The sequence below is a fragment of the Hornefia butyriciproducens genome, from assembly GCF_009695915.1.
GTDB classification, from domain to species: Bacteria; Bacillota; Clostridia; order Peptostreptococcales; family Anaerovoracaceae; genus Aminicella; species Aminicella butyriciproducens.
Genome location: NZ_VUMZ01000006.1, coordinates 96517 through 120722 on the forward strand (window position 1 = coordinate 96517; position 24206 = coordinate 120722).

The 24206-nt window shown below is 53.1% G+C and carries 16 protein-coding genes, 2 tRNA genes and 1 other RNA gene; all 19 read right to left on the reverse strand.

Annotated features, from left to right (window positions below; all coding sequences use genetic code 11):
• Positions 1–3 precede the first annotated feature (3 nt).
• Positions 4–351, reverse strand: a complete 348-nt coding sequence (gene rsfS / locus FYJ64_RS07455) for a ribosome silencing factor (RefSeq protein ID WP_154574553.1) — start codon at positions 349–351, stop codon at positions 4–6.
• Positions 341–919, reverse strand: coding sequence for a bis(5'-nucleosyl)-tetraphosphatase (symmetrical) YqeK (yqeK, locus tag FYJ64_RS07460; protein ID WP_154574554.1), 579 nt, complete (start codon positions 917–919; stop codon positions 341–343). Before yqeK ends, rsfS begins: the two co-directional genes overlap by 11 nt.
• On the reverse strand, positions 897–1499 hold the full coding sequence (gene nadD, locus FYJ64_RS07465; protein ID WP_206045589.1) for a nicotinate-nucleotide adenylyltransferase: 603 nt from the start codon (positions 1497–1499) through the stop codon (positions 897–899). Before nadD ends, yqeK begins: the two co-directional genes overlap by 23 nt.
• A gap of 1 nt (position 1500) precedes the next feature.
• Entirely contained in the window at positions 1501–3270 is a 1770-nt protein-coding gene (aspS, locus tag FYJ64_RS07470; protein ID WP_154574556.1) for an aspartate--tRNA ligase, read from the reverse strand.
• A gap of 17 nt (positions 3271–3287) precedes the next feature.
• Complete coding sequence (gene hisS, locus FYJ64_RS07475) at positions 3288–4541, reverse strand: histidine--tRNA ligase (protein ID WP_154574557.1); 1254 nt, start codon at positions 4539–4541, stop codon at positions 3288–3290.
• Between the two features lie 4 nt (positions 4542–4545).
• Entirely contained in the window at positions 4546–5916 is a 1371-nt protein-coding gene (gene hemZ, locus FYJ64_RS07480) for a coproporphyrinogen dehydrogenase HemZ (RefSeq protein ID WP_206045590.1), read from the reverse strand.
• Positions 5906–6526, reverse strand: coding sequence for an MBL fold metallo-hydrolase (locus tag FYJ64_RS07485; RefSeq protein ID WP_154574559.1), 621 nt, complete (start codon positions 6524–6526; stop codon positions 5906–5908). Before FYJ64_RS07485 ends, hemZ begins: the two co-directional genes overlap by 11 nt.
• A gap of 111 nt (positions 6527–6637) precedes the next feature.
• Complete coding sequence (locus FYJ64_RS07490) at positions 6638–8845, reverse strand: RelA/SpoT family protein (RefSeq protein ID WP_154574560.1); 2208 nt, start codon at positions 8843–8845, stop codon at positions 6638–6640.
• A gap of 24 nt (positions 8846–8869) precedes the next feature.
• Positions 8870–11338 carry a protein translocase subunit SecD gene (gene secD, locus FYJ64_RS07495; RefSeq protein WP_154574561.1) on the reverse strand — a complete coding sequence of 823 codons (2469 nt, stop codon included), beginning with the start codon at positions 11336–11338 and terminating at the stop codon, positions 8870–8872.
• A 197-nt stretch (positions 11339–11535) separates the two neighbouring features.
• Entirely contained in the window at positions 11536–12069 is a 534-nt protein-coding gene (yajC, locus tag FYJ64_RS07500; protein WP_235897147.1) for a preprotein translocase subunit YajC, read from the reverse strand.
• 34 nt (positions 12070–12103) lie between these two features.
• Positions 12104–12190, reverse strand: a tRNA-Leu gene (locus FYJ64_RS07505).
• A gap of 15 nt (positions 12191–12205) precedes the next feature.
• A tRNA-Leu gene (locus FYJ64_RS07510) sits at positions 12206–12288 on the reverse strand.
• Positions 12289–12367: 79 nt separating this feature from the next.
• Positions 12368–12961, reverse strand: a complete 594-nt coding sequence (gene coaE / locus FYJ64_RS07515; RefSeq protein WP_154574562.1) for a dephospho-CoA kinase — start codon at positions 12959–12961, stop codon at positions 12368–12370.
• A gap of 120 nt (positions 12962–13081) precedes the next feature.
• Positions 13082–15748, reverse strand: coding sequence for a DNA polymerase I (polA, locus tag FYJ64_RS07520; RefSeq protein WP_154574563.1), 2667 nt, complete (start codon positions 15746–15748; stop codon positions 13082–13084).
• A 33-nt stretch (positions 15749–15781) separates the two neighbouring features.
• A non-coding RNA gene (gene ssrS / locus FYJ64_RS07525) (6S RNA) lies at positions 15782–15960 on the reverse strand.
• A gap of 96 nt (positions 15961–16056) precedes the next feature.
• Positions 16057–16785: a YebC/PmpR family DNA-binding transcriptional regulator gene (locus FYJ64_RS07530; RefSeq protein WP_154574564.1), complete on the reverse strand. Its 729-nt coding sequence runs from the start codon at positions 16783–16785 to the stop codon at positions 16057–16059.
• Between the two features lie 148 nt (positions 16786–16933).
• Positions 16934–18571 carry a fibronectin type III domain-containing protein gene (locus FYJ64_RS07535; RefSeq protein WP_154574565.1) on the reverse strand — a complete coding sequence of 546 codons (1638 nt, stop codon included), beginning with the start codon at positions 18569–18571 and terminating at the stop codon, positions 16934–16936.
• A gap of 7 nt (positions 18572–18578) precedes the next feature.
• Positions 18579–19784: a putative sodium/potassium/calcium exchanger gene (locus tag FYJ64_RS07540; RefSeq protein WP_154574566.1), complete on the reverse strand. Its 1206-nt coding sequence runs from the start codon at positions 19782–19784 to the stop codon at positions 18579–18581.
• Between the two features lie 152 nt (positions 19785–19936).
• Entirely contained in the window at positions 19937–24181 is a 4245-nt protein-coding gene (locus tag FYJ64_RS07545) for a 2-hydroxyacyl-CoA dehydratase (RefSeq protein WP_154574567.1), read from the reverse strand.
• Positions 24182–24206: the final 25 nt, after the last annotated feature.

A 24206-nucleotide genomic window follows, 5' to 3' on the forward strand; every position in this document is an offset into this window, starting at 1 on the left:
CTGTTATTGATCTTTTATCTCCACAAAACTGCAGTCACCCCATACCTGCTCCAGGTTGTACCGTTCTCTGAGCTCCGGATTGAAAATATTCACGATCACGTCGCCGTAATCCATCAGCACCCATCCGGTGTTGTTCTTGCCCGCGATACTTCTGGGAGTGACGCCCAGCTCCTCGAAGTGGTCCTCCACCGCGTCGGAGAGAGCCGCTACCTGGCGGTCCGAACCTCCGCTCGCCACAATCAGATAATCTGCAAACGATGATTTGCCGGCGATATCGATGACCTTGATGCCGATTCCCTTCTTCTGATTCAGCACCTCTGCTGCCTGCATTGCAAATTCTTTATTCTCCATTCTTATTCTCCATTAACCTTCTGAAATACGCTTCTGCTTCCGCTGTATCCTCATCCAGAGGAATTCCCCGGCTCTTCACATATTCCGACGTTCTGGACAGTGCCGTCAGACACCCCTCGTCCAGATCCCTCCAGGTCGCTTTCCGGAGTTCCTCCACGCCCGGATAATCCCGGGAGGGCTCGATGGCGTCCGCAATGAACACCACCTTCTCCAGCTGAGACATTCCCGGACGACCTGTCGTATGATACCTTACGGCGTTGATGATATCCGGGTCCGTGATCCCGTAGTCCCGACGCATGATCTCCGCGGCAATCTTTCCGTGTGCAAGATTCGGGTTGTCTCTGTACCGACCGGGGTCCAGCCCCAGCTCGTCCACATATCGGTTCAAGGTATCCCGATCCACGCCGCGAAACATGTCGTGAAACAGCGCAGCCGTCTCTGCCTTCTCCGGATCGGCCCCGTACCGACGGGCCAGCTCTATCGCCGTCGTCCGGACACCTTCCGTGTGAATCCGGCGTTTTTCACTGAGATGATCTCTGATGTAATTACTGATAGAGTCTGTGTTCATTGATATAGTCTGCCACCGGTCCCGGAACCAGGGAATCGATGGGTTTTCCCTCTCTGATGTTTTTTTTGATCTCTGTGGAGGAGATGTTCTTCAGTCTGTTGTGCAGTGTCCTGATTTCCGTCCCGTAAAGTTCCCGGTAGCGCTGAATATGTGCTTCGGTATCAGTCCGGTCGAATCCCGGCCGGGGGGCGAGCACAAAGGAAAATCCGCGAAGCAGTTCCCTGCCTTTGTACCAGCGCTCCAGACTCAGCAGAGAGTCTGATCCGACGATGAACCATAGCCTGTCGCCGGGACACTGCTTCTGCATCTCCGTCAGAGTGTCAAAGGTATACGACACTCTCGTGCTGTCAATCTCCAGCCTGGAGACTGTCACGGAAGGATATTCCGCTGCGACACATTCCAGCATGGCGAGACGGTCTTCCCTGTCTGCGATCTCTCTGCCGATTTTAAACGGACTGACCCGTGCGGGCAGAAGAATGACCCGGTCAAAAAGCCGTTCCTCTGCGGCCGCTTCCATAATGGATAGATGCCCGAGATGGAAAGGATCAAACGTTCCTCCGAGAATTCCGATATTCTTCATGTCACCTGAGCCTGATTGAAAGCTCCTCCAGCTGTTCCTCATCCACAGTGTTCGGCGCATCGCTCACGAGGCACTGAGCGTTCTGGTTCTTCGGGAAGGCCATTACGTCCCGGATACTGTGTTCTCCGGCCAGCAGCATGACCATGCGATCAAGTCCGTAGGCAAGACCGCCGTGAGGCGGCGCACCGTATTTGAAGGCCTCCAGCAGGAACCCGAATTTCTGAATGCTTTCTTCCTCTGAGATTCCGAGGATTTCAAACATCTTCGCCTGCAGCTTACGGTCATGGATACGGATGCTGCCGCCTCCCATCTCCACGCCGTTCAGAACGATATCATACGCATCCGCTCTGACCCGCAGAGGATCCGTATCAAGCATCGGGATGTCCTCCGCTTTAGGATGTGTGAAAGGATGGTGCATGGCCTTTACCCGGCCTGTTTCCTCGTCCTTCTCGAACATCGGGAAATCCACCACCCAGAGCAGATTGAACTGACGGTCATCCAATAGGCCCATCATTCCCGCAATATGGCGGCGGAGGAACCCGAGGCTGTCGAACACGACCTTCGGCCGGTCCGAGGCGATTAAAATCAGATCGCCTGCCGCGGCGCCGAACACCGCCGCGATTTCATCCAGCTGTTCTTCGCTGAAGAACTTATTGACGGAGGATTTGTACCCGTTCTCTTCTCTGCGGATCCAGACCAGTCCTCTGGCTCCGTAGGGTTTCACCGCCTCCGTCAGCTTGTCGATATCCTTACGGCTGAACTGCTTCGATCCGCCCTCGATGCATATTCCCCGAACGTCTCCACCGCTGTCCAGCGCATTCCGGAACACCATGAATTCCGTTTCCGCAACCGCCTTCACATCATTCAGCTTTTTCAGCTCAAATCCGAACCGCGTATCCGGCTTGTCCGATCCGTAACGTTCCATAGCCTCCTGCCAGGTCAGGCGCGGAAACGGCGTCTCGATCTCTATATCCATAACGTCCCGGAACAGCCGCTTCAGGTAGCCTTCCTGCATCCCGATCACATCGTCCATATCCACAAAAGACATTTCCATGTCTATCTGTGTAAATTCAGGCTGCCGGTCTGCCCGCAGGTCCTCGTCGCGGAAGCATTTCGCGATCTGGATGTAACGGTCGGTTCCGCCCACCATCAGAAGCTGTTTGAACAGTTGCGGCGATTGGGGCAGTGCATAGAACTGTCCCGGATTCACACGGCTGGGAACCAGGTAGTCCCTGGCGCCCTCCGGCGTGGAGCGTACCAGCATCGGCGTCTCCACCTCAGTAAATCCCTGCTCGTCGAAATAATCTCTCGTCACCTTCGCGATTCTGTGACGGAATGTGAGATTCCGCTGCATCTTCAGCTTCCGCAGATCCAGATAGCGATACTTCAGCCGCAGATTATCGTCAGCGTTATCGTCATCCCGGATATAGATCGGCGGGGTTGCCGCCTCCGCATAGAGTATCATATCAGAGGCGAAGACTTCAACATCGCCGGTAGGAAGCTCAGGATTCCGGGAAGCCCGCTCCCGTACCGTCCCTTTGATCCCGATGACATATTCTCCGCGCAGCGCCTGTGCCCGATCAAAAATCTCCTTCGGGACACTTTCATCGAACGTGATCTGTACAATGCCGGTTTTGTCCCGCAGATCCACGAAGATCAGTCCGCCCAGACGCCTCTGTCTGGAAACCCAGCCGTTGAGAACAACAGTCTCTCCGGCGTTCTCCATGCGCAGCTCGCCGCACATGTGAGTTCTCTTAAATATTTCTGACATACATCAAGCTCCTACTGTTATTTTCCAAGTTCCTTCAGAATTTCGCCGAAAGGAATCTCGCGCTGTTCATGCTGCTCCATATCCTTGAACTGAACCACGCCTTTCTCGATCTCTTCATCGCCGATTACAATAGTATAACGTGCGTTCAGACGGGCGGCGTATTTGAACTGCCCTTTCACATTCCGTGCCAGAGTATCCATCTGCGCGCTGATTCCCTCTCTGTGAAGTGTGTGAATCAGGCCGAGGCCTTCGGCTTTGGCTTTATCCCCCATGGTCACGATGAATACCTCCACCGGAGACGGCTCCGGAATCTCCACGCCGTTGGCGTCCATCAGCATCAGAAGACGTTCAATGCCCAGACCGAATCCGACTCCCGGAATCGGAGGTCCGCCCAGCTCCTCGCAGAGATTGTCATAACGCCCGCCACCGCAGACGGTCCCCTGCGCGCCGATGCTGTTGGAAACGAATTCAAACGCTGTCTTTGTATAATAATCCAGCCCCCGGACGATTCTCGGATTCACAACGTATTCGATTCCCATGGCAGTCAGATCTTCCTGCACGTCCCGGAAAGCCTGTGCACAGTCGTCACAAAGATAGTCGAGCATCTCCGGCGCATCCTTAACGATAGCCTGATCCTCAGGAGACTTACAGTCCAGAATTCTCATCGGATTCCGTTCAAACCTGTCCTTGCAGGTATCACAAAGTTCGTCGTAATGCGGCCGCAGAAAGTCCTGCAGGGCTTTCCTGTAACGTGCCCTGCACTCCGGACATCCGACACTGTTAATCTCCAGCGTCACGTCCCGGATTCCCATTTCCTCCAGGAAATCGTGAGCCAAGCAGATCACATCCGTATCCGCCATCATGTTCGGCGTACCGAAAATCTCGATTCCGAACTGGTGGAATTCCCGAAGTCTTCCGGACTGCGGTTTTTCATAGCGGAAGCACGGCGTCACATAGTACAGTTTGGTGGGCTGCACCTCCGCATACATTTTGTGCTCCACAAAAGCTCTCACTGCCGGTGAGGTTCCCTCCGGCTTGAGGGTCAGGCTTCTGCCGCCGTGATCGTTAAACGTGTACATTTCCTTCTGAACGATGTCTGTGGTATCTCCAACGCCGCGGTTGATCAGTTCTGTGTGCTCAAACACCGGCGTGCGGATCTCGCGATAGCCGTAGCGGTCGCAGATCTCGGCAAACTTCTTCTCGACATAGTGCCAGCGGTATACCTGATCCGGCAATGTGTCCTTTGTGCCCTTCGGCGCGTTCGTTAGCATAGATTTACCTCCATAATTTATTTTCTTTTCTCGCGCACATCTCATCAATGCGGCGGATATATTCCTGATAATTGGTTACATTCGGCACCCGCTCCAGGCGGTTGGTCTCCGGATAATAGCGCTTGGAAATTCCTCCCGCTCCCAGAGCCGCGATGGTCTGATGCTCGTCCATGATACGGATGTTGTAGAGTCCGTCTGTTTCTCCGAGGCAGTATCCGGTGTTCTCGAAGAACCCCGCCATATGCTTCTGCCGGTAGAGGTAGTATGGAACAAAACCATGTTCACCCAGAATCTCGCGGCTGTCCTCCAGCATGGCGGCAACTGTATTCGCGACACGGTAATGATAGTCGCGGTCGATATCCTTCAGCCGGGATGCCCGCTTCACCGCCAGGGTATGCACAGTCACATTATTTGCGCCCAGCTCCAGCACCTGGCGAAGGCTGTCCCGGAAATCCTCTTCTGCCTCGCCCGGAAGTCCTGCGATGAGATCCGCGTTAATCACCCGGAATCCCGTGCGCGCTGCCAGCGCAAACGCCCTCCTGATATCCTCCGGCGTATGGCTCCGTCCGATGGCGTCCAGCGTTTCCTGCCGCATGGACTGGGGGTTAATGCTGATCCGGTCCACCCCGAAATTCTTCAGGACCTCCAGTTTCTCTGCGGTGATGGTGTCCGGTCTTCCTGCTTCCACCGTAAACTCCCGGACTCCGGAAAAGTCAAAGGATTCCTTGGTTGTCTCCAGAAGCGTCTGCAATTGAACGGCCGTCAAAGTCGTCGGCGTTCCACCACCGAAATAAACGGTTTCCGGATACATTCCGCTTTCTCTCAGCCTCCGTCCCGCGTACCGGATTTCCTGATGAAGCGCAGTCAGATACCGCTCGATCTCCTCATTGCCCACCTGATTCGACGCAAAGGAGCAGTACACACATCTCGTCGGACAGAACGGAATTCCGATATAGACACCGGTGGAATTTTCATCCGCTTTTCCGTACAGACGATCCTGCCGCTCGTAAACGGACAGGATCAGGCTCGCCTTATCCTCCGTAAGCCGGTCAGCGCCCGTCAGCGTCCGGAAAACCGCTTCCCGATCTCCGCTGCGTTCCAGCATTTCTCCCGCCAGTTTGACCGGCCGGACGCCGGTAAGGATCCCCCAGTCAGGCCGGATCCCGGTCAGTTCCGAAAGACGGTCAAAGATCTCTCGCTTGATTTCGTCCTTGTCAGCTGATTCCCGCAGATTGATGTGTACCGCAGCATCCCGCCGGAACCCGTCGTCCGGCAGAAGCTCGTAATCCGCCGGGCGCAGAAATTCGTCGATCAGTTCCTGAAGAACCGGCAGCTTGCGGTATCCGTGAATTTTGATTTTCAGTTTATCGGACAAAGGGATTGTTCTCCTTTTCAAAGCCTATCGTGGTCTGGTTCATATGACCGGGGAGCACAATTGTATCCTCCGGAAGAGGAAAAAGTTTTTCCCGAATGGAGCGGACGATTTCTCCGTAGTCTCCGCCGTAGAAGTCCGTACGACCGATGGCTGCCTGAAACAGGGTGTCACCGCTGAAGACATGCCCCGGAACAAGAATGCACATTCCTCCGGGCGTATGTCCCGGAGTCTCCAGGAATTTCAGTTTCATGTCACCGATCTCCATGGAGTCTCCGTCCTTCACATAGATGTCCGCCCGGACGCTGACAGGACGTCCCAGAAGTTCCGGCGACGAGTTGTATTCCGGCGTTTCCAGAATCGTCCTTTCTCTGTCACACGCGACGATTCTGATTCCCGGATACCGGTTCTTCAGTTCCGCTATTCCGCCGGTATGATCGGCGTGACCGTGGGTCAGCACAATATACTGCAGATCCACATTTTCCGCCGCAAGTTTTTCGTTCAGCTGTCTGCTGACGCCTCCCGGATCGACCACAAAGCCGATTTTATTCTCATCATAGACGAGGTATGTATTCACCATGATCGGTCCGGTGCTGTATCTGAATATTTTCATACTCCCTCCGATTGCTCTGCTTTCTCCGATTGCCCCTTGCAAAGTTTAAGAAATTCAAACCTGCCTCTGTCGCGGATGCGCGGCTGTGCGGGCAGGTCTTTCCTCTGCGGTCTACGATCTCGCCCGATACACGCTCCGAACGCCGCTGACATTCCTCAGTGTCCGCAGGACCCGCTGCATCTGCTGTGTGCTGATCAGCATCAGCGTCAGCGTGATGCTCAGCGTCTCGTCCCGGGTGCTCTTGGCGTTCACGCCTTCGATGCGAACGTTCTGATCCTCGCAGGCCCGGGAAATGTCCGAGAATATTCCCTTGCGGTCGCTTGTGATCACACAGATCTCGGCCGCATATGATTTGTCCTCAGCGATCTCTTCCCATTCTACCTCGATGAAACGGGCGTGTTCTTTTTCCGGAAGCGAAACAATGTTGGAGCAGTCCTTCCGATGTACAGAAATGCCCCTTCCTTTTGTGATAAAGCCGATAATTTCATCTCCCGGCACAGGATTGCAGCACCTGGCCACGCGAATCATCAGATTCGGCATATTCTCAGAGCCCTTTACGATGATTCCGGGGTTCTCCCGATGCCTGCGAATCGTCTTCTCGTGCTTCGCAGACTCATTCATCAGCTCTTCTTCTTTTCTCTGTTTTCTCTGCTTTTCCTCTTCCTGCTCGTTCTTATAAAGGTCGAAAAGCAGATTGGCGTACCGGCTCAGGACAGTGCCGCCCTGCGAGATCTGCGTATAAGCCTCGTCCATGGTGGCGAATTTCATTTCCTTCATAGCCGCCGTCAGATAACGTGTGCGGATGATCTGCTGGGGATCGTAGCCCTTCTTCCGGACATATTTGTCCAGCGCATCTTTTCCCTTGGAGACGTCGTCTCCCTTGTTCTGGCGTTTGATGTACTGGCGGATCTTGTTTCTCGCAGAGGAGCTCTTTGCGATACGCAGCCAGTCTGTGCTGGGTCCGGATGAATTGGCTGATGTGACGATCTCCACGATGTCGCCGTTATGCAGTGTATGGTCGATGGTCACCATCTTCCCGTTCACCTTGGCGCCGACACAGTGGCATCCCACGTCTGTATGAATCTTGAATGCGAAGTCCAGCGGAGTGGATTCCGCCGGGAGGTCGATGACCTCCCCCTTCGGAGTGAATACAAAGACCTGGGAAGAGAAAAGATCCATTTTCAGGGTCTCCATAAATTCCTTCGGATCGTCCAGCTCCTGCTGCCATTCAAGGGTCTGCCGCAGCCAGGCAAGTTTCATATCCTCGTTGTTCTGTCTGCCGCTGGTATTTCCTTCCTTGTACTTCCAGTGCGCCGCGATACCGTACTCCGCGACCCGATGCATTTCATAGGTGCGGATCTGGATTTCGAAGGGCTCGCCGTTGTCTCCCAGCACAGTAGTGTGAAGAGACTGGTACATATTGGGCTTCGGCATGGCGATATAATCCTTGAACCGGCCAGGGATCGGCTTCCACATCGTGTGAACCTGTCCCAGTACCGCGTAACAGTCTCTGACATTCTCCACAATGACCCGGATTGCGGTCAGGTCAAAGATTTCATCCAGCTGCTTGTGCTGGAGAACCATCTTTTTATAGACGCTGTACAAATGCTTGGAACGGCCCATGATGTCATACTTCATGTTCATGGCGTCCAGAGCCTCCCGGATTTCCGCGATAACCTCGTTGATGAACTTGACTCTCTGCTCCCGCTTCTCGCTGACCTCGCGCGAAAGCGTTTCATATTCCTCGGGATGAAGATATTTCAGCGCGATGTCCTCCAGCTCGAATTTTATCGTATAAATTCCGAGCCGGCTGGCGAGAGGCGCATAGATCTCCAGCGTCTCTCTGGATTTTTCGATGATCTTGTCCGGACTCATGTATTCGATGGTCCGCATGTTGTGAAGACGGTCCGCCAGTTTGATAATCAGCACCCGGATGTCCTTGGACATCGCCAGGAACATTTTGCGCAGAGTCTCCGCCTGCGCCTCCTCCTTGCTGTCGAATTTAAGCGTTCCCAGTTTGGTGACGCCGTCTACCAGCAGCGCCACCTCCTCGCCGAAATCCTGTACCAGCTGATCTCTAGTATACGCCGTATCCTCTACCACGTCATGCAAAAGCCCACCGACCAGGGTTTCATCATCCATGCCCAGCTGGGCAAGGATGATGGCCACTGCGATGGGATGGATCAGATACGGCTCGCCGCTTTTGCGAAGCTGTCCTTCGTGAAGCAGTCTAGCCTTCTCATAGGCCCGCCCGATCAGTTCGGTGTCATATTGCTTGTATTTCAGAATTTCCTTCAGGAACTTTGCTTTTGTCTCCATACATTCTCCGGTAATATCGACTCGTTATCTTCTTTTGCTGCCTTTCTTCTTCTTTCTGCTCTTGCTTCCGCCGGTTCCTTTTTTACCGTTCCCGCCGGATTTTTTCCCGGATTTATTTCCGTTCTTCGGTGCCTCTGCCTCCTGGCCGGTGCTTGTATCTCCGGCAGCGATTCCGGCATCGGAGGTTTTTTCGGTGATTTTGCTCACTTCAGTTTTCGGCGCTTCAACAGCCTTTTTTTCAGATTTCTTCGAGCTTTTCTTTGCTTCAATCCGTTTTCTGGCTTTCTGCTGCGCCAGATAACGGGACGCCTCTGCTCTGCGGTTAAACTCATAGTAGAGCGGGCTGCAGAGACAGATAGAGGAATAGGTTCCCACCAGCACACCGATCATCAGCGGCAGCACAAACTGCGACAACTGTGCCGATACCAGAATCAGAAGCGGCACCGTTGCGATAACTGTGGTCATTGAAGTCATGATTGATCGATCCAGTGTCTGATTGATACTGTGATCCAGCAGCTCCATAACCGGTTTCTGACGCAGCATTTTCGAATTCTCTCTGACGCGGTCGAAAATTACGATCGTATCATTGATAGAGTATCCGACCACCGTCAGGATTGCCGCAATGAACGGGTTGTTGACCTGAATCCGGAAAACCGCATATACCGCTATCAGAACCAATACATCGTGACCGATTCCGGCAATCGCAGCGACGCCGTATCGCCAGGTCTTAAACCGGAAGATGATGTAGAGCAGCATGAACAGCGCTGCGATTAAAATCGCCTTGACTGCGTTGTTCCGGAGCTCCTTGCCGATGGACGGCCCGAATTCTTCGGAAGCGACCACGGATTTTTTGTTCAGGTCATACTTCTTCTCGATTGTCTGCTGCACACTGGCTCTCGCATTTGCGTTCAGCGCTTTGGTTGTCTTGATGATCACCTGATGCTGATCGGCGCCTGAGTACACAATTTCCGGATTCAGGTGATACTGTCTGATCGTCTTCTCCACATCACTGATAGCCACCTTCTTGCCGAGATCCATCTGGATCATGGTTCCTCCGGTGAAGTCAATTCCGTAATTGAAGCCCCGTATGCCCAGCGTCACCAGACCGATTACGATTACAGCGCCGCTGATGCAATAGAAGATCTTCCGCTTTTCAATGAAATGGAATTCCTTCCGGACCAGTTTCTTCGGGGTGCCGTCCGGCCTGCATCCGAAGAACGTATTCTTCGCGAATTTGCTGTCCGCCAGTGCGCCGACAAATATTTGAGTGATGATTACGGCGGTGAAGATACTGACGATAATACCGATCATCAGGGTAACGGCAAATCCCTTCACTGTTGTGGAGCCCAGTTCGTACAAAACGACTGCGGCGATAAGCGTGGTGATCTGCGCGTCCAGAACGGTGACAAGCGCATGTTTGAAGCCCTGGTCAACTGCCACCCGTATCGACCTGCCCAATCCGATTTCCTCTTTGATTCTGGAGAAAATAATTACATTGGCATCCACTGCCATACCGATATCCAGGACGATACCGGCGATACCCGGAAGCGTCAGAACAGCTCCCATCGCAGACATGATCCACAGTACAAGAATAACATACAGGCACAGCGCGATATCTGCGAAAAGTCCCAGCACATTATACATCAGAATCATCAGGATAAAGACGAGCAACAGTCCGATTCCTCCGGCCACAATGCTCTTGTCCAGCGCATTAGCGCCGATTGAGGCCGTCCGTACCGAAGATTCCACCTCTGTCAGCGATACCGGCAGTGCGCCGCCCCGGATCAGAGCCGCGGTTTCCTGCGCCTCTGTCTTGGAATATCCGCCGTTCTGCTGATAGATCTCGCAGGAATCATTATTGATTTCGCCCGTTACCGTCGGCGCTGTCAGCACCTTATCGTCCAGCCAGATAACAACAGATGTCGGATCTGCGGTATTGCCGCTGTCGTCTTTTACAGTGGCGTTAACATTCCCGGCCGCCGCCAGTCTGGTGGCCTGGGCGAATTTCTCCTGACCCTTCGAGCTGAATTTCATGATAATCTTGTAACCGCCGTGCTCGCTGTCCGTTTCCGCAGAGGCGGTCTTGACGTCGTCTCCGGTAAGATACTGCGTTCCGTCCGCAAGCGTGAAACGAAGTTTCGCCGTATCACCGATCCGGTTGATCGCCGTTTTAGCGTCTTTCACACCGGGCATTTCAATACGGAGGCGGTTCTCACCCTCAATGTTGACTGAAGCCTCCGACACTCCCATGGCGTTGACACGCTTGTTGATGACCTGCTGCGTCTGTTCCATGGTCTCCTTCAGCTTGGTTCCGGTCATTTTCCCGGTCTGTGCCTCCATGACCACGTATACGCCGCCGTCAATATCGAGACCGTACTTCAGTGAATCTTTGATATTATCCACCGGTCCGAGTCCGAAGAACGAAACATATGCACCGAACGCGACGAGTGCGATAATAAGTACGCTAAGAATTTTCCTGAATTTTGAACTCATATTATTACTCTCTCACTTTCCGCAGTATTACCTTTCCGGTTTGAAAAACCTCGTACTTCCTTGTATTTTACTACACTTCTCACATATCTTCAAGAGTCAACTGCCCGTCCCGCAGGACTGAAAATCGTCCTGAAACAAAGAAAATCTCCTGCTTCCAGGAGATTATCTCTTATCCACCCTGCACACAGGGCTGTTTTCTATTTTTCAGCCGCACTATCCGCTGTGCTGTCCGTACCGGAAGCGTCTTCCTTCACAGCAGCCTCTCCCTTTTCTTCAGCACTGGCCGGAGCTTTCTCGGCTTTAGCATCCTTTTTCTCAGCCGGCTCTTCGCTCTTGGCCTTCTTCAATCTCTTCGGGGAAGACTTGCGTGTTCTTACTTCTGACTCTTCATCCTCATCAAGTCCGCCTGCACCTTTCTGGTCGCCCTTCTTGCTCTTCGACGTCACAGACGAAATGGACCATCTCATAACCTCGAATTTCGTCTTATCCGCGCCGACCTGAATAATCAAGGACTGATCCTTTGTCTTCACAATCTTTCCGCAGATTCCTCCGATGGTAATGATCTCATCGCCGACTCGCAGCGAATTTCTCATCTCGTTGACGGTTTTCTCCTTTTTCTTTTGCGGTCTGACCAGCAGAAAATACATCAATACGATGAACGCGACAAGAATCAGCATCTGGAACGCGAACGAACTGGTTGACGACGCCATCAAAAATGTACCAAACTTCATAAGATCCTGTTTCCTCCTGTATACCTGTGCTACGTGGTGCCGGCGATGGGGGTCGAACCCATACGGTGTTTCCACCACGGGATTTTGAATCCCGCACGTCTGCCAATTCCATCACGCCGGCATAGTATAAAAAAAATGGTGCGGCTGACTGGACTCGAACCAGCACGGTTGCCCACACGCCCCTCAAGCGTGCGCGTCTACCAATTCCGCCACAGCCGCACATTTTTCAAAAAACCTACGCTACTACTATAATTCAATTTCGGCTCTTTGTCAAATAAAACTCGCAAGTTTTCCCCGATTAATCATGTTTTTTTATCAATGCACGGATTCGGGTGTAAAGCTGCTCCAATCCGTCAGAATTATCAATAATGTAATCCGCCCGGCAGCGCTTTTCTTCTTCGCTCATCTGGCTGCGGATTCTTCTCCGGATCTCGGCCTCGCTGCATCCGTCCCTGTCCGCGGCCCTCCTGACCCGGACGCTCTCGTCCGCAGTGACCAGCCATACCTCGTCCACCAAAACGTCTGATCCTGTCTCATACAGGGTCGGCGCATCCAGAAAAGCCACCGGTCCGTCTTCCTGCCGCAGTTCCCGGATTCTCGCCGCCGTTTCCGCGATTACCCGGGACGTTACGATCGCCTCCAGTCTGGCTTTTTTCTCCGGAGAGGAAAACGCCAGTTCCGCCATCCTCCGGCGGTCAAGTCCCCCGTCGCGGTCTAGAATGCCGCTTCCGAAGTTTCTCGCCAGCTCAGCCAGAGTCGCGCTTCCCTTTTCTGTCACCTTGCGGGCGATCTGATCCGCATCGACGACGGGATACCCCTGCTCCTTCAGATATGCGGATACAGTTGACTTTCCCGTGCCGATTCCGCCCGTGATTCCGATAATTTTTCTCATGGTTCCCTCTGTATTGCCTTTGTTTGTCTGTACCGTGCAGCCTTGCGCCCTGCGGCTCTCTGGCTGTCTGTGTCGCCCGTGTCATTCCTTTGTCCTGCCTATCCTTTGTGAGCTTCCGTATCAGTTTTTCAGATCATACCAGGACCGTCCCGTATTCATGTCACAGGAGAGCTCCACCGACAGTTCTGCCGCACTTTCCATATTCCGCAGCAGAAGTTCCTTCACATCTTCAACCTCATCCTCTGCCGCACAGATAATCAGTTCGTCGTGAATCTGAAGCACCAGTCTGGATTTCATGCCGCGCTCCGTCAGTTCCCTGAAGACCCGGTTCATGGCGATTTTAATGATATCTGCCGCGGTTCCCTGAATTGGACTGTTCATCGCGAGCCGTTCTCCAAGCTGGCGGGTCATGTAGTTGGAAGAGCCGATTTCATTGATATACCGGCGCCGTCCGAACATCGTCAGCGTATAACCGTGTTCTCTGCAGTACGCCACCTGGGAATCCAGATACTCTTTAACAGCGCGGTGCTTCTGAAAATATTCCTGAATGTACCGTTCCGCCTCTTTGCGGCTTATATGCAGATTTTCAGACAGCCCGAAACTGCTCATGCCGTAGATTACGCCGAAATTCACCGCCTTGGCGCGGCTGCGGTCCAGCGGAGTAACCTTGTCATAATCCAGTTCGAATACGCGGGCCGCGGTCATCCGATGGATGTCATCCCCGTTGTTGAACGCGGAAATCAGATTCTCATCGCCGGAGAGATGCGCCATGATCCGCAACTCGATCTGTGAATAGTCTGCGCCGATCAGGAGTTCTTTTTCTCCTGCCACAAAGGCTCTGCGCAGCTGTCTCCCCATCTCATAGCGAACAGGGATGTTCTGCAGATTCGGTTCTGTGCAGCTCAGGCGTCCGGTTGCCGCCACCGTCTGTTGGAAATGCGCATGTATTCTGCCGTCACTGCCGATCAGCGGACGAATCCCCTCAACGTAAGTACTGTTCAGTTTGGTCAGGGTTCTGTACTGCAGAATCAGAGGTACCACCGGATGCTTGTCCCGAATCTTCTCCAGAACCTCCGCACTGGTGCTGTATCCGCGCTTTGTCTTTTTTCCCGCCGGGAGACCCAGCTTTTCAAACAGAACAGGTCCGAGCTGTGCCGGAGAGTTCACATTGAATTTTTCTCCGCAGAGTTCATAGATCTGAGTTTCTATTCCGTCTACCTCTCCGCTCAGGCTGTCGCCGATTTCCTCCAGCGTACCGCGATCCACGGAAACTCCCTCGACCTCCATGCCTGCGAGAACCGCAATCAGCGGAAACTCGATTTCGAAGCAGAGTTTTTCCTGTCCGTTATCACTGATCTTTCCCTCCTGAAGACGTCGAATAAGCTTCACATTCCGGCACCATTGCGCGCCGTATTCCTCCATGGCCTCCAGGTCCTGTCCCAGAAGATCCATCTGGCCGTTCGCTTCCCGGAATTCCTTCTCAGACTGAATTTCCGTATGCAGGTACTCAAATGACAGAGTCTTAAGGTCATAGTTTGACCGTCCGGGATCCAGCACATATTCTGCGACTGCGCTGTCGAAGGCGGTAACCGGATCTCTGAGTCCCAGGCTCATCAGCATATAATAATCTGCGATCAGGTCGTGTCCGGCATATCGGAAATTCCCCCGGTTCAGAATCTCAATCAGCCGGCTCTCTGTCTGTCCTTCAGTCGTCACAAAGAAACTCTGATTCCCGCATATCAGCGAGATTCCCTGAATCACCGGCGTCTCCACATGATCATTATTTCCGAAAACCCGGATCAGGATTTCTGACCCTTCCGGCAACGCCTCCAGCAGTTTCAGATCTTCCGGCGAATCGATACGGTGCTTCTCATACTCAGTGTCATCCGAAACGGTTTCTGTCAGCACGTTCCCGACTCCTCCGGCATTCAGCTGCCGCAGGAAACGGTTGAACTCCAGTTTTGTATAGAGTTCAACAAGCTTCTCGTAATCCGGCTCTTTTCTGTGAAGAGATTCGATTTCAATATCCAGAGGAACATGGGTGTTGATTTCTGCTAGTTTGCGGCTCATGGCCGCCAGCTGTGCGTTTTCCTCCACCTTCGCCCTCAGTCTGGCGTTTGAGATTTCATCAGTGTGTGCCAGCAGTTCAGCCACCGAGCCGAACTGCTTCAGCAGTTTGATGCCGGTTTTCTCACCGACACCGGGGATTCCGGGAATATTGTCAGAGGAATCTCCCATCAGCCCCTTTAAATCGACGAACTGCTCCGGGGTCACCTCATACCGCTCCAGCATTTTGTCGTAATCGAACAAATCAAATTCCGAAATTCCCCTGCGGGTAATCAGAACCTGCGTCTTGTGGGTACAAAGCTGAAGCGCGTCCTTGTCGCCGGTGATAATCAGCGGATCGAGCCCTTCCTCTTCTCCTCTGCGGGCCAGCGTCCCGATGATATCGTCCGCCTCATAGCCCTCCAGTTCCAGATTGTGAATATGCATGGCGTCCAGAATCTTCTTCATGGGCTCAAGTTCCATCGCAAGTTCCGCCGGCATCTTCCTGCGGCCCGCCTTGTAGTCCTTATATGCCTCGTGCCGGAAAGTGGGCGCGCGCATATCCCATGCGACTGCCATATAATCCGGATCATAATCATCCAGAATCCGATTAAGCATATTTAAAAAGCCGAAGATCCCCTGAGTGTAAATTCCCTCTTTCGTAATCATCGGCTTCTGCATGGCATAATAAGCACGGTTGATCAGACTGTTTCCATCGATGATGACGATTCTATTCTTCATACTGATATCCCCCGCAATTGTTCGTGATACAGAAAAAAACCCAGGACACCGTCAGGACTTAATTGACGCCTATCAAAAATGATAGGTGGGTACCCTGTCCTGTGCTTCTGCCGTCCTCTCTGAGGAGGCTTGACATCCGCCCGGGAACTCCGGATTCCCTATAAAAAGCTGTAGGTTCAATTAAGAGCCCTTAACGCATGTTCCAGGCAAATTTATTATACTCCAATCCGTTCCGTTTTACAATCCAAAACGACCGGAATCAGAAAAACTCTTATGCAAAACCTCTCCGGTCTCCCCGAACGGTCCGGCTATTCCAGTTCTTCCAGATCCACCGAACAATTGGTATGGACACTCTGAACGTCGTCGTTGTCCTCCAGGAAATCCACCAGTTTCTTCAGCTTGCGAAGATCCTTTTCGTCCGGCGTGCTCTCCACGGACGGAACATATTCAACCTCAGACTCCACCAGCTCATAGCCCGCCTTTCTCAGTGCGTCATCCACCGCCGGATAATCTGCCGGATCCGTGGTGATCTCAAAGCTGTCCTCATTGGTGGTCATATCCTCTGCTCCGGCCTCCAGCGCCGCATCCATCAGCGTGTCCTCATCCACATCGTCTGTCTTCTCAATGATGATTACGCCCTTTCTGGCAAACATGTAGGATACACATCCCGGCGTACCCAGATTTCCGCCGTGCTTGTCGAACAAAGAACGGACTGCCGAGGTCGTCCGGTTGGTATTGTCTGTCAGACAGTCGACGATGATCGCAACTCCGCCTGCACCGTATCCCTCGAATTTCAGTTCTTCATAGGCCGCTCCGCCCAACTCGCCTGTGCCTTTCTTGATGGCGCGTTCGATATTGTTGTTCGGCATGCCGATGCCTTTTGCTTTTTCAATGGCAACGCGCAGACTCGCATTATATTCCGGATCTCCTCCGTCCTTTGCCGCTACCGTAATGGTTTTCGCATACTTCGTGAACAGTGCGGCCCTCTTGGAATCCTGTGCCGCCTTTCTGCCCGCGATTGTGCCGTGTCTTCCCATGGAGACACCTCCTTCTTTGTATTTTCAATTTTTAAGTCATACTCAACTACGGTATTATACAACAAAAACGTTCCATTTTCAATATCGACTTGGTTTTTATTCCGAATTCCCGCGATTTTCACTGTTCTGCGCGTGCCGTTTAATCTCTCTATTTTTTCGAGTCTATCCGGATGATGTAGGAGAAAACCCGGTCCCGTCCGCCGCAGTCCCTGTATCTGCGGTGTACGGTTCCGTAAAGTTCTTCTCCCACAGGAAACAAACTCTCCAGTTCTCCGGTCACTCTCAGACGTACAGTCTTCGGCTTTCCGCCGGTTCCATCCGAACAGATCACGAGGTTGCGGTCGCTCGACTGCGCCTTGCTGTATGCCCTCAGGAACTTTCCTTTGTGCATGGATATCCCCTGCGCTGTAACGTCCTGACGTACTCCCGGAGTGATGAAGTAGCTTTTGATTCTGAAATCGCGATCCAAAACAAAAAACGCCCGCTGTCCCCAGATTTTCAGGTAAAACCGGCGGCTCTTCCCGTCGTACTGCACTGCGCTGAATCCGCGGACAGAACGCAGTCTCGCACTGCCGGCACCCCGGACCGAGTCGGGAATCCGGATCTTCGTCCGTGTCAGATGCTTCAGATTTGATGCACTGATCCTGTCCACATACAGTCTGCTTCCCGTCCCCTTATTGCATGCTGTTGTAATCAGCTCTCCGCGTTCCGGATCATAGGTCATGTCGTTCGCATGCCCGATGGCAAGACGGTCCGAAACCCGGACGCATGTCAGATCCCGGAGCCGTATCTTCATAATCTTCGCATACCGATAATTGTCTCTGCGCAGGACAAAGGCCATGTAGACGTAATTCCCGTCACTGCATGCCCCCTGCGTCGTATAGTAACCCCACAGTTTTTTTCCCGCCAGTGCCCGGACATTCAGCGCCCTTCCTTTCTTCTTCAGATACGTGACCCTTTGTCCCGGCTCCCATTTCATCTGCCGGTCTGCTGATGCTCCTTTACGTTTTCCGCCGTCCGTCTCTCCGCCGGTCTTTTTCTTTGCTGCATCGCTCTGTATGCCTTGCCTGAACAAAAACTGATTCGACGGTGCGTTTTCCGCCGGCTGCAGCCCGGTATCCACACGGTCGGGACGCGTTGTAATAAAAATCTGCCGGTGTCTGACCGTATATTCTGCTGATCTGTTTTTCAGCGGATGTGTGTCGGTAAAACGGATCTGTCCGGAACTTCCCTCATCCGTGACGCTGCCCACGGCATGCCAGACGGATTCTCCTTTTTCACGCCTGTATACCACGTAGTTTCCGGAACCTCCCCCTTTTTTCTCCCGCCGGCCTTTCCAGGAAAGAACCACACTGTTCTTTTTCGCACGGATATCCGTCTGTTTTACATCGCAGAATCCTGCAATCCGTGTCTGTTTTTCGGTCTCTATCCAGGGTGAAACCAGCTTTTCTCCGCCGGTGATTCTGTAGCATCGGATCCGGAAGCGAAGACTGTTCGCATTTTTCAACCGCCTGATCCGTATACTGGTGAGTTTCTTTTCCCGCAGACGTATTATCCTTCCATCGGCGGGATTCTGCGAGCTTCCCCAGGAAACCTCGTACCCGTCCGCGAAATTCCGTCTCGACCACCGGAGCACGACGGTATCTCCATGCACTCTGCTCACCGCATACATCGCGGAATCGTTCTGAAACGCTGCGCTGTCTCCGGACGTTTTCCCCCATGCTCCCGCGGGGAGCATCAGTCCCGCCGTGAGAACCAGAGCGGTCAGAAGTTTTTTCGTCATCATCACGCCTTTACTCCTTTCCGCCGCGCAGAATGCGAAGTCCGACTGCGCATGCTCCCGTCATCAGAGCCGCCATAATAAAAAACAGAGCAGTAACCAGCTCTGCTCCCGTGTCTCCGGTAAACGGACCCATACCATGTGATTCTGATTCCGCCGAAGTACTGTCCTCATCCGGATCGTCCTCCTCAACGGGAATCGCCTGCGCTTCTCCGGCCTCTGCAGTAGAACTGCCGTTTCGGTTCTTCCCGTCCCCCGGCTTCTCCTCTGTCATCGCCGTCCCTGTGTCTTCTGAGGCTCTGTCTGCCGCACCGTCCTCTGACTGCACGGATGCGGGGTCTTCGGCCGGATGCGTCCCGCTCTTTTCGTTATTTTCGGCCTTTTCAGCATTCTCCTTTCTCTCGTTCTTATCCGTGCTGCCGCCTGCCTTCTTTGCCGACGAAGTGAAACTAAACTGCTGCGTTCCCTCGCATACGACTTCCCCATCCGCAAAGCACCGTACATTGACAAAAACAGGTTTCCCCGCCGCCTTCCGGACGTCGACGGCGATTTCCTTTGTGAGAATTCCGCTGGCGTATGCATCATCCGGCTCGCCCACAGTACTGCTTTTTCCCGTGACAGCATCATAGGTAACGTCCACCGCTCCGGATTCCGAATCCCTAAGCGTCTCTGGATCCTCTGACGTTTCAGGTTCCGGAGCAACGGACTCCGATGGTTTCCGACCCTTCTCCACGGTTTCCGTGCCGGCGTTTCCTCTGTTCTCTGTCCCCGGAGAAACAGTCTCTCCCCGCACTTCCCGCTCCTTCTGCCCGGACTCCGTCTGGGGATCCGGTTCTGTCACCACAGACGAAGAGTCTTCGGCGCGTCCTCCTCCCGCCGTAAAATCATGTACGATTATCTTCCTGTCTTCACTTTCCGGCTGTAACGAATTCCCTTCCGCATCCTGAAGTCGGATTTCCAGACGATAAGCTCCTCCCTGAATCAGTCCCTCATAAAACGCCGATACAATCAGTTTCTGATGCGAGTTCTCTTCTCCCCCGGTTCCGGATGTCCTCTGTTCCCGGACAGTCACAGTGACCTTTGCGTCAACGCACCGGGTTTCCGCAGAAAGGCATGCCGTTCCCAGGATCAGCGCTCCCAGACAGACCGCACCGCCGCGCAACGTCATCCTTCTCCATTGTTTCCATCGTATCCATCGTTTGTTTCGCTGTCTTGCCATCTTTTACCTCCTACACACAAAAAAACTGCAGCATGCTGCAGTTCTGTCGATTTCCAGAAACAGAAAAGGCAGCCCCTTAAGGGACTGCCTGAGCCTGGTTTCTGACACTATCAATTTTACCATCTTCCGGGTGATATGTCAAATATTTCCTTTTATTCCGCTCCGGCCTGCTGAGCGAGCTCTGTCTCAAGATTTTTGTGGGCCGTGCTCATCATAAGCTTAATACGGTTCAGCTGATTGGTGTCGCTGGCACCGGGATCGTAATCGATGGCGACGATATTCGCCTTGGGATTCATTTTACGTATCGCCTTCATCATGCCTTTTCCCGTAACGTGATTCGGAAGACACGCGAACGGCTGCAGGCACGCGATGTTCTCCACACCGCTGTGAATCAGCTCCACCATTTCACCGGTCAGCAGCCATCCCTCTCCGCATTGATTTCCGATGGACACAACCTGCGATGCAGCGCGCGCCGTCTCCTCAATGCGGGCGGGCTCTGTGTAATGCCGGCTGTTTACCAGCGCATCTCTCATCGGCTTTCGCAGCCATTCCACACCGCGGATAGCCATCTGATTGATCTTCATGGACTTCCATGTGCCGGACAGATGCTCATAGTTGAATTTTTTGTTCTCCATTCCATAAAGGAAGAAGTCGATCAGATCCAGCACCACGGCTTCACCGCCTTCAGCCTCAATGGTTCCCACGATATCATTGTTGGCGTTCGGATGATATTTGACAAGAATCTCTCCGACCACACCCACCTTCGGCTTTTTCACATCCAGCCGTTCTACGCTGTCGAAATCCTCTACGATTTTCCTCATGTTCTCCGCGTAGACTTTTCTGTTGAAGTTCAGAATATTGTCCACAATCGGCTGATACCATTTCTCCATCAGAGCCTGACAGGTACCGGGAGTTTTCTCATAGGGCCGAGTCGCATAGAGAAGCCGCATCATCAGATCTCCGTAAATACAGCCGACCGCCAGCATGAAGCCCATTTTGGCGGTAATTTTAAAACCGGGGTTCTTTTCCAGTCCGACGACGTTGAATGACACTACCGGAATCTGACTCATACCCAGATCCGCCAGCGCTTTCCGCAGCAGCGAAACGTAATTGCTGGCGCGGCATCCGCCGCCGGTCTGCGACATGAACACTGCAGTGCGGTTCAGGTCATATTCTCCGGATTTCAGCGCGGAGATAATCTGCCCCAGTGTCACGATCGTCGGATAGCAGGCATCATTATTGATGTATTTCAGACCCTCTTCCACTGAGTTTTTGTCTACCGGCGGAAGGAGCACCACGTTGTATCCGCAGGCCTTCATCGCCTCCTTCAGATAATTGAAGTGGATCGGCGACATCTGCGGAATCAGCAGTGTGTAATTCTCACGCATCTCACGAGTAAAGATCCTGCGTTTGGCAGGTTCCCCGCCATGAACGATGTGAATATTGTTTTTCTCTCGCTCCTCCATCGCCGCTTTCAGCGAACGGATGCGGATTTTCGCAGCTCCCAGATTCGAGACTTCATCGATTTTCAGTACCGTATACAATTTATTATGTCTGCGGCAGATTTCCTCAACCTGATCCGTGGTAACAGCGTCCAACCCGCAGCCGAAGGAATTCAGCTGAACCAGCTCCACATTTTCATGTTCACCTGCGAAGACCGCCGCCTTATACAGCCTGGAATGGTAGACCCACTGATCCAGTACGCGTATCGGTCTCGGAAGGCTGACCCGTCCGGAAATGGAATCCTCGGTAATCACGACCATATCAAAGGAATTGATCATTTTGTCAATCCCGTGGTTGATCTCCGGATCCAGGTGATACGGGCGACCTGCAAGGATAATGACCTTCTTTCCGTGATCTCTGGCATATTTCAGGGCGTACTCCCCCTGCTTCTGAATGTCTCTCTTGAACCGGGTCTGCTCTGTACGCGCAGTCAGTACAGCCTTGCGTATTTCCTCATGGCTGATATGCAGCGGTTTGAGGACACGGCCAAGTTCCCGGATCAGCCGGAGATCGCTGTCATACGGCAGGAACGGATGGAGGAACCTGACGTTCTTCTCTGCGAACAGATCATCCATATTGTTCGCGATGACCTCAGGATAAGTTGCGACGATCGGGCAGTTATAATGGTTCGGTGCATCCGGATCCTCCGACTTCTCAAAGTTGAGACTCGGATAGAAGATAAACTGATGCCCCTGGTCCACCAGCCATTTAATATGCCCATGTACCAGCTTCGCCGGATAGCATGCGGTGTCCGAGGAGATAGTCTCCAGCCCCATGCTGTAAATGTGCTTGCTCGAGGGCGGCGACAGTTCGACCCTGAATTTCAGCTTTGTAAAGAATGTGAACCAGAACGGATAATCCTCGTACATGTTCAGCACGCGCGGAATCGCCACGGTACCTCTTTCGGCATCAAAATCGGACAGCGGTTTGTAGTCGAACAGACGCTTGAATTTATAAGCGTACAGATTGGGGATCTGATGATCGGTCATCTGCCCTCCCGCTCCCTTTTCACAGCGGTTGCCCGTGATGAATCTGGAGCCGTCGCTGAATTTATTAATTGTCAGGATACACTGATTTTCACACCCGTGGCATCTGCCGTTGGAATGCTCCACATGAAAGTCCTCCAGTTCCTCTTTTCCGATGATAGAGGAACGGGTTCCGGTCACATAATTGTCCTGAGCGATCAATGCGCATCCGTAGGCGCCCATCAGACCTGCGATATCCGGTCGGACAACATTTTTCCCGATGATTTTTTCAATGCTGCGGAGGACAGCGTCATTCATGAAGGTTCCGCCCTGCACAACGATTTTATCTCCGGTTTCGTCATTGTTCCGGAGTTTGATGACTTTATACAGCGCATTCTTGATAACGGAATAGGAAAGCCCTGCGGAGATATCTCCGATGGATGCCCCTTCCTTCTGCGCCTGTTTCACCTTGGAGTTCATAAACACGGTGCATCGTGTCCCCAGATCCACCGGGCTGTCCGCGAACAAAGCCTCGTGCGCGAAAGCGTCAGTGTCCAGGTTGACGGATTTGGCGTAGGTTTCCAGGAATGAGCCGCAGCCGCTGGAGCAGGCCTCATTCAGCATGATATTGTAGATCGCGCCGTCTTTGATTTTCATGCACTTCATATCCTGCCCGCCGATATCCAGAATGAAATCCACTCCGGGCAGGAATTCAGCGGCGGCTTTGTAGTGCGCCATGGTCTCGATTTCACCCATGTCCGCCTTGAACGCCGCCTTAATCAGGCCTTCCCCGTATCCGGTGACCGCGGTGTTGGCGATCACCGCAGAGGACGGCAGCCGGGAATACAGTTCCCTGAGCATCGCCCGTACAGCTTCTACAGGATTTCCCTCGTTGCTGCGGTAAAACGAATACAGAAGGCACCGGTCTTCATCGATCAGCGCCGCCTTCGTCGTCGTAGATCCGGCGTCGATTCCGAGATACACGTTTCCCTTGGCTTTCCTGATATCTTTCCTCTTGATTTTATCTTTGTTGTGCCGGTTCCGAAATTCCTCGTACTCCTGGCCGTTCGCAAACAGCGGCTCCACATGTCTGGTCTCCGCCATCTGAGATTTATCCGCCGTCTTCATCCGGTTCACGATCTCTCCCAGGCGCACCGGCTCCTCGTTTCCACTGAGCATCGCCGCACCGATGGCGACAAAATACTTCGAGTCCTCCGGAAAGATAACGTCCTCATCTGAAAGTCCCAGCGTTTCAATGAAGCGCTTGCGAAGTTCCGAGAGGAAGGACAGCGGTCCGCCGAGGAACGCAACTTTTCCTTTAATCACATGACCGCATGCAAGCCCGCTTATGGTCTGATTCACTACCGCCTGGAAAATCGAGGCTGCCAGATCCGGCACCGCCGCGCCGTCATTGATCAGCGGCTGGATGTCTGTCTTGGCGAACACTCCGCACCGCGCCGCAATAGGATAGATGACCTTGTAATCTCTGGCGACCTCATTCAGTCCTCCGGCGTCCGTATTCAGCAGAATCGCCATCTGGTCGATAAAAGCGCCGGTACCTCCTGCACAGGTACCGTTCATCCGCTGCTCGATGGTCGCGCCGTAGAAGGTAATCTTGGCATCTTCCCCGCCAAGCTCGATGGCGACATCCGTTTCCGGAATCAGCGTTTCAACCGCTTTACTGCAGGCAATAACCTCCTGCTCGAAGCGGATCCCCAGAAGTTTGGCAAGAGCAAGCCCGCCGGATCCGGTAATCACCGGCTGCAGTTCTGCATCTCCCATTTCCCGGTACATATCGTTCACCAGTTCATCGACCTTGTCGAAGACATTCGACATATGCCGCTCATATCTTGAGTATATTACATTCTCATTTTCGTCCAATGCCACCAGTTTCACGGTGGTCGATCCGATATCGATTCCTAATTTCATATTCACCCTCTGATGTAACACGTTT

Bases quoted from the DNA above. Each gene is read 5' to 3' on its own strand.
- rsfS (WP_154574553.1), bottom strand. From the start codon at position 351: ATGGAGAATAAAGAATTTGCAATGCAGGCAGCAGAGGTGCTGAATCAG.
- yqeK (WP_154574554.1), bottom strand. From the start codon at position 919: ATGAACACAGACTCTATCAGTAATTACATCAGAGATCATCTCAGTGAA.
- nadD (WP_206045589.1), bottom strand. From the start codon at position 1,499: ATGAAGAATATCGGAATTCTCGGAGGAACGTTTGATCCTTTCCATCTC.
- aspS (WP_154574556.1), bottom strand. From the start codon at position 3,270: ATGTCAGAAATATTTAAGAGAACTCACATGTGCGGCGAGCTGCGCATG.
- hisS (WP_154574557.1), bottom strand. From the start codon at position 4,541: ATGCTAACGAACGCGCCGAAGGGCACAAAGGACACATTGCCGGATCAG.
- FYJ64_RS07485 (WP_154574559.1), bottom strand. From the start codon at position 6,526: ATGAAAATATTCAGATACAGCACCGGACCGATCATGGTGAATACATAC.
- FYJ64_RS07490 (WP_154574560.1), bottom strand. From the start codon at position 8,845: ATGGAGACAAAAGCAAAGTTCCTGAAGGAAATTCTGAAATACAAGCAA.
- secD (WP_154574561.1), bottom strand. From the start codon at position 11,338: ATGAGTTCAAAATTCAGGAAAATTCTTAGCGTACTTATTATCGCACTC.
- yajC (WP_235897147.1), bottom strand. From the start codon at position 12,069: ATGAAGTTTGGTACATTTTTGATGGCGTCGTCAACCAGTTCGTTCGCG.
- coaE (WP_154574562.1), bottom strand. From the start codon at position 12,961: ATGAGAAAAATTATCGGAATCACGGGCGGAATCGGCACGGGAAAGTCA.
- polA (WP_154574563.1), bottom strand. From the start codon at position 15,748: ATGAAGAATAGAATCGTCATCATCGATGGAAACAGTCTGATCAACCGT.
- FYJ64_RS07530 (WP_154574564.1), bottom strand. From the start codon at position 16,785: ATGGGAAGACACGGCACAATCGCGGGCAGAAAGGCGGCACAGGATTCC.
- FYJ64_RS07535 (WP_154574565.1), bottom strand. From the start codon at position 18,571: ATGATGACGAAAAAACTTCTGACCGCTCTGGTTCTCACGGCGGGACTG.
- FYJ64_RS07540 (WP_154574566.1), bottom strand. From the start codon at position 19,784: ATGGCAAGACAGCGAAACAAACGATGGATACGATGGAAACAATGGAGA.
- FYJ64_RS07545 (WP_154574567.1), bottom strand. From the start codon at position 24,181: ATGAAATTAGGAATCGATATCGGATCGACCACCGTGAAACTGGTGGCA.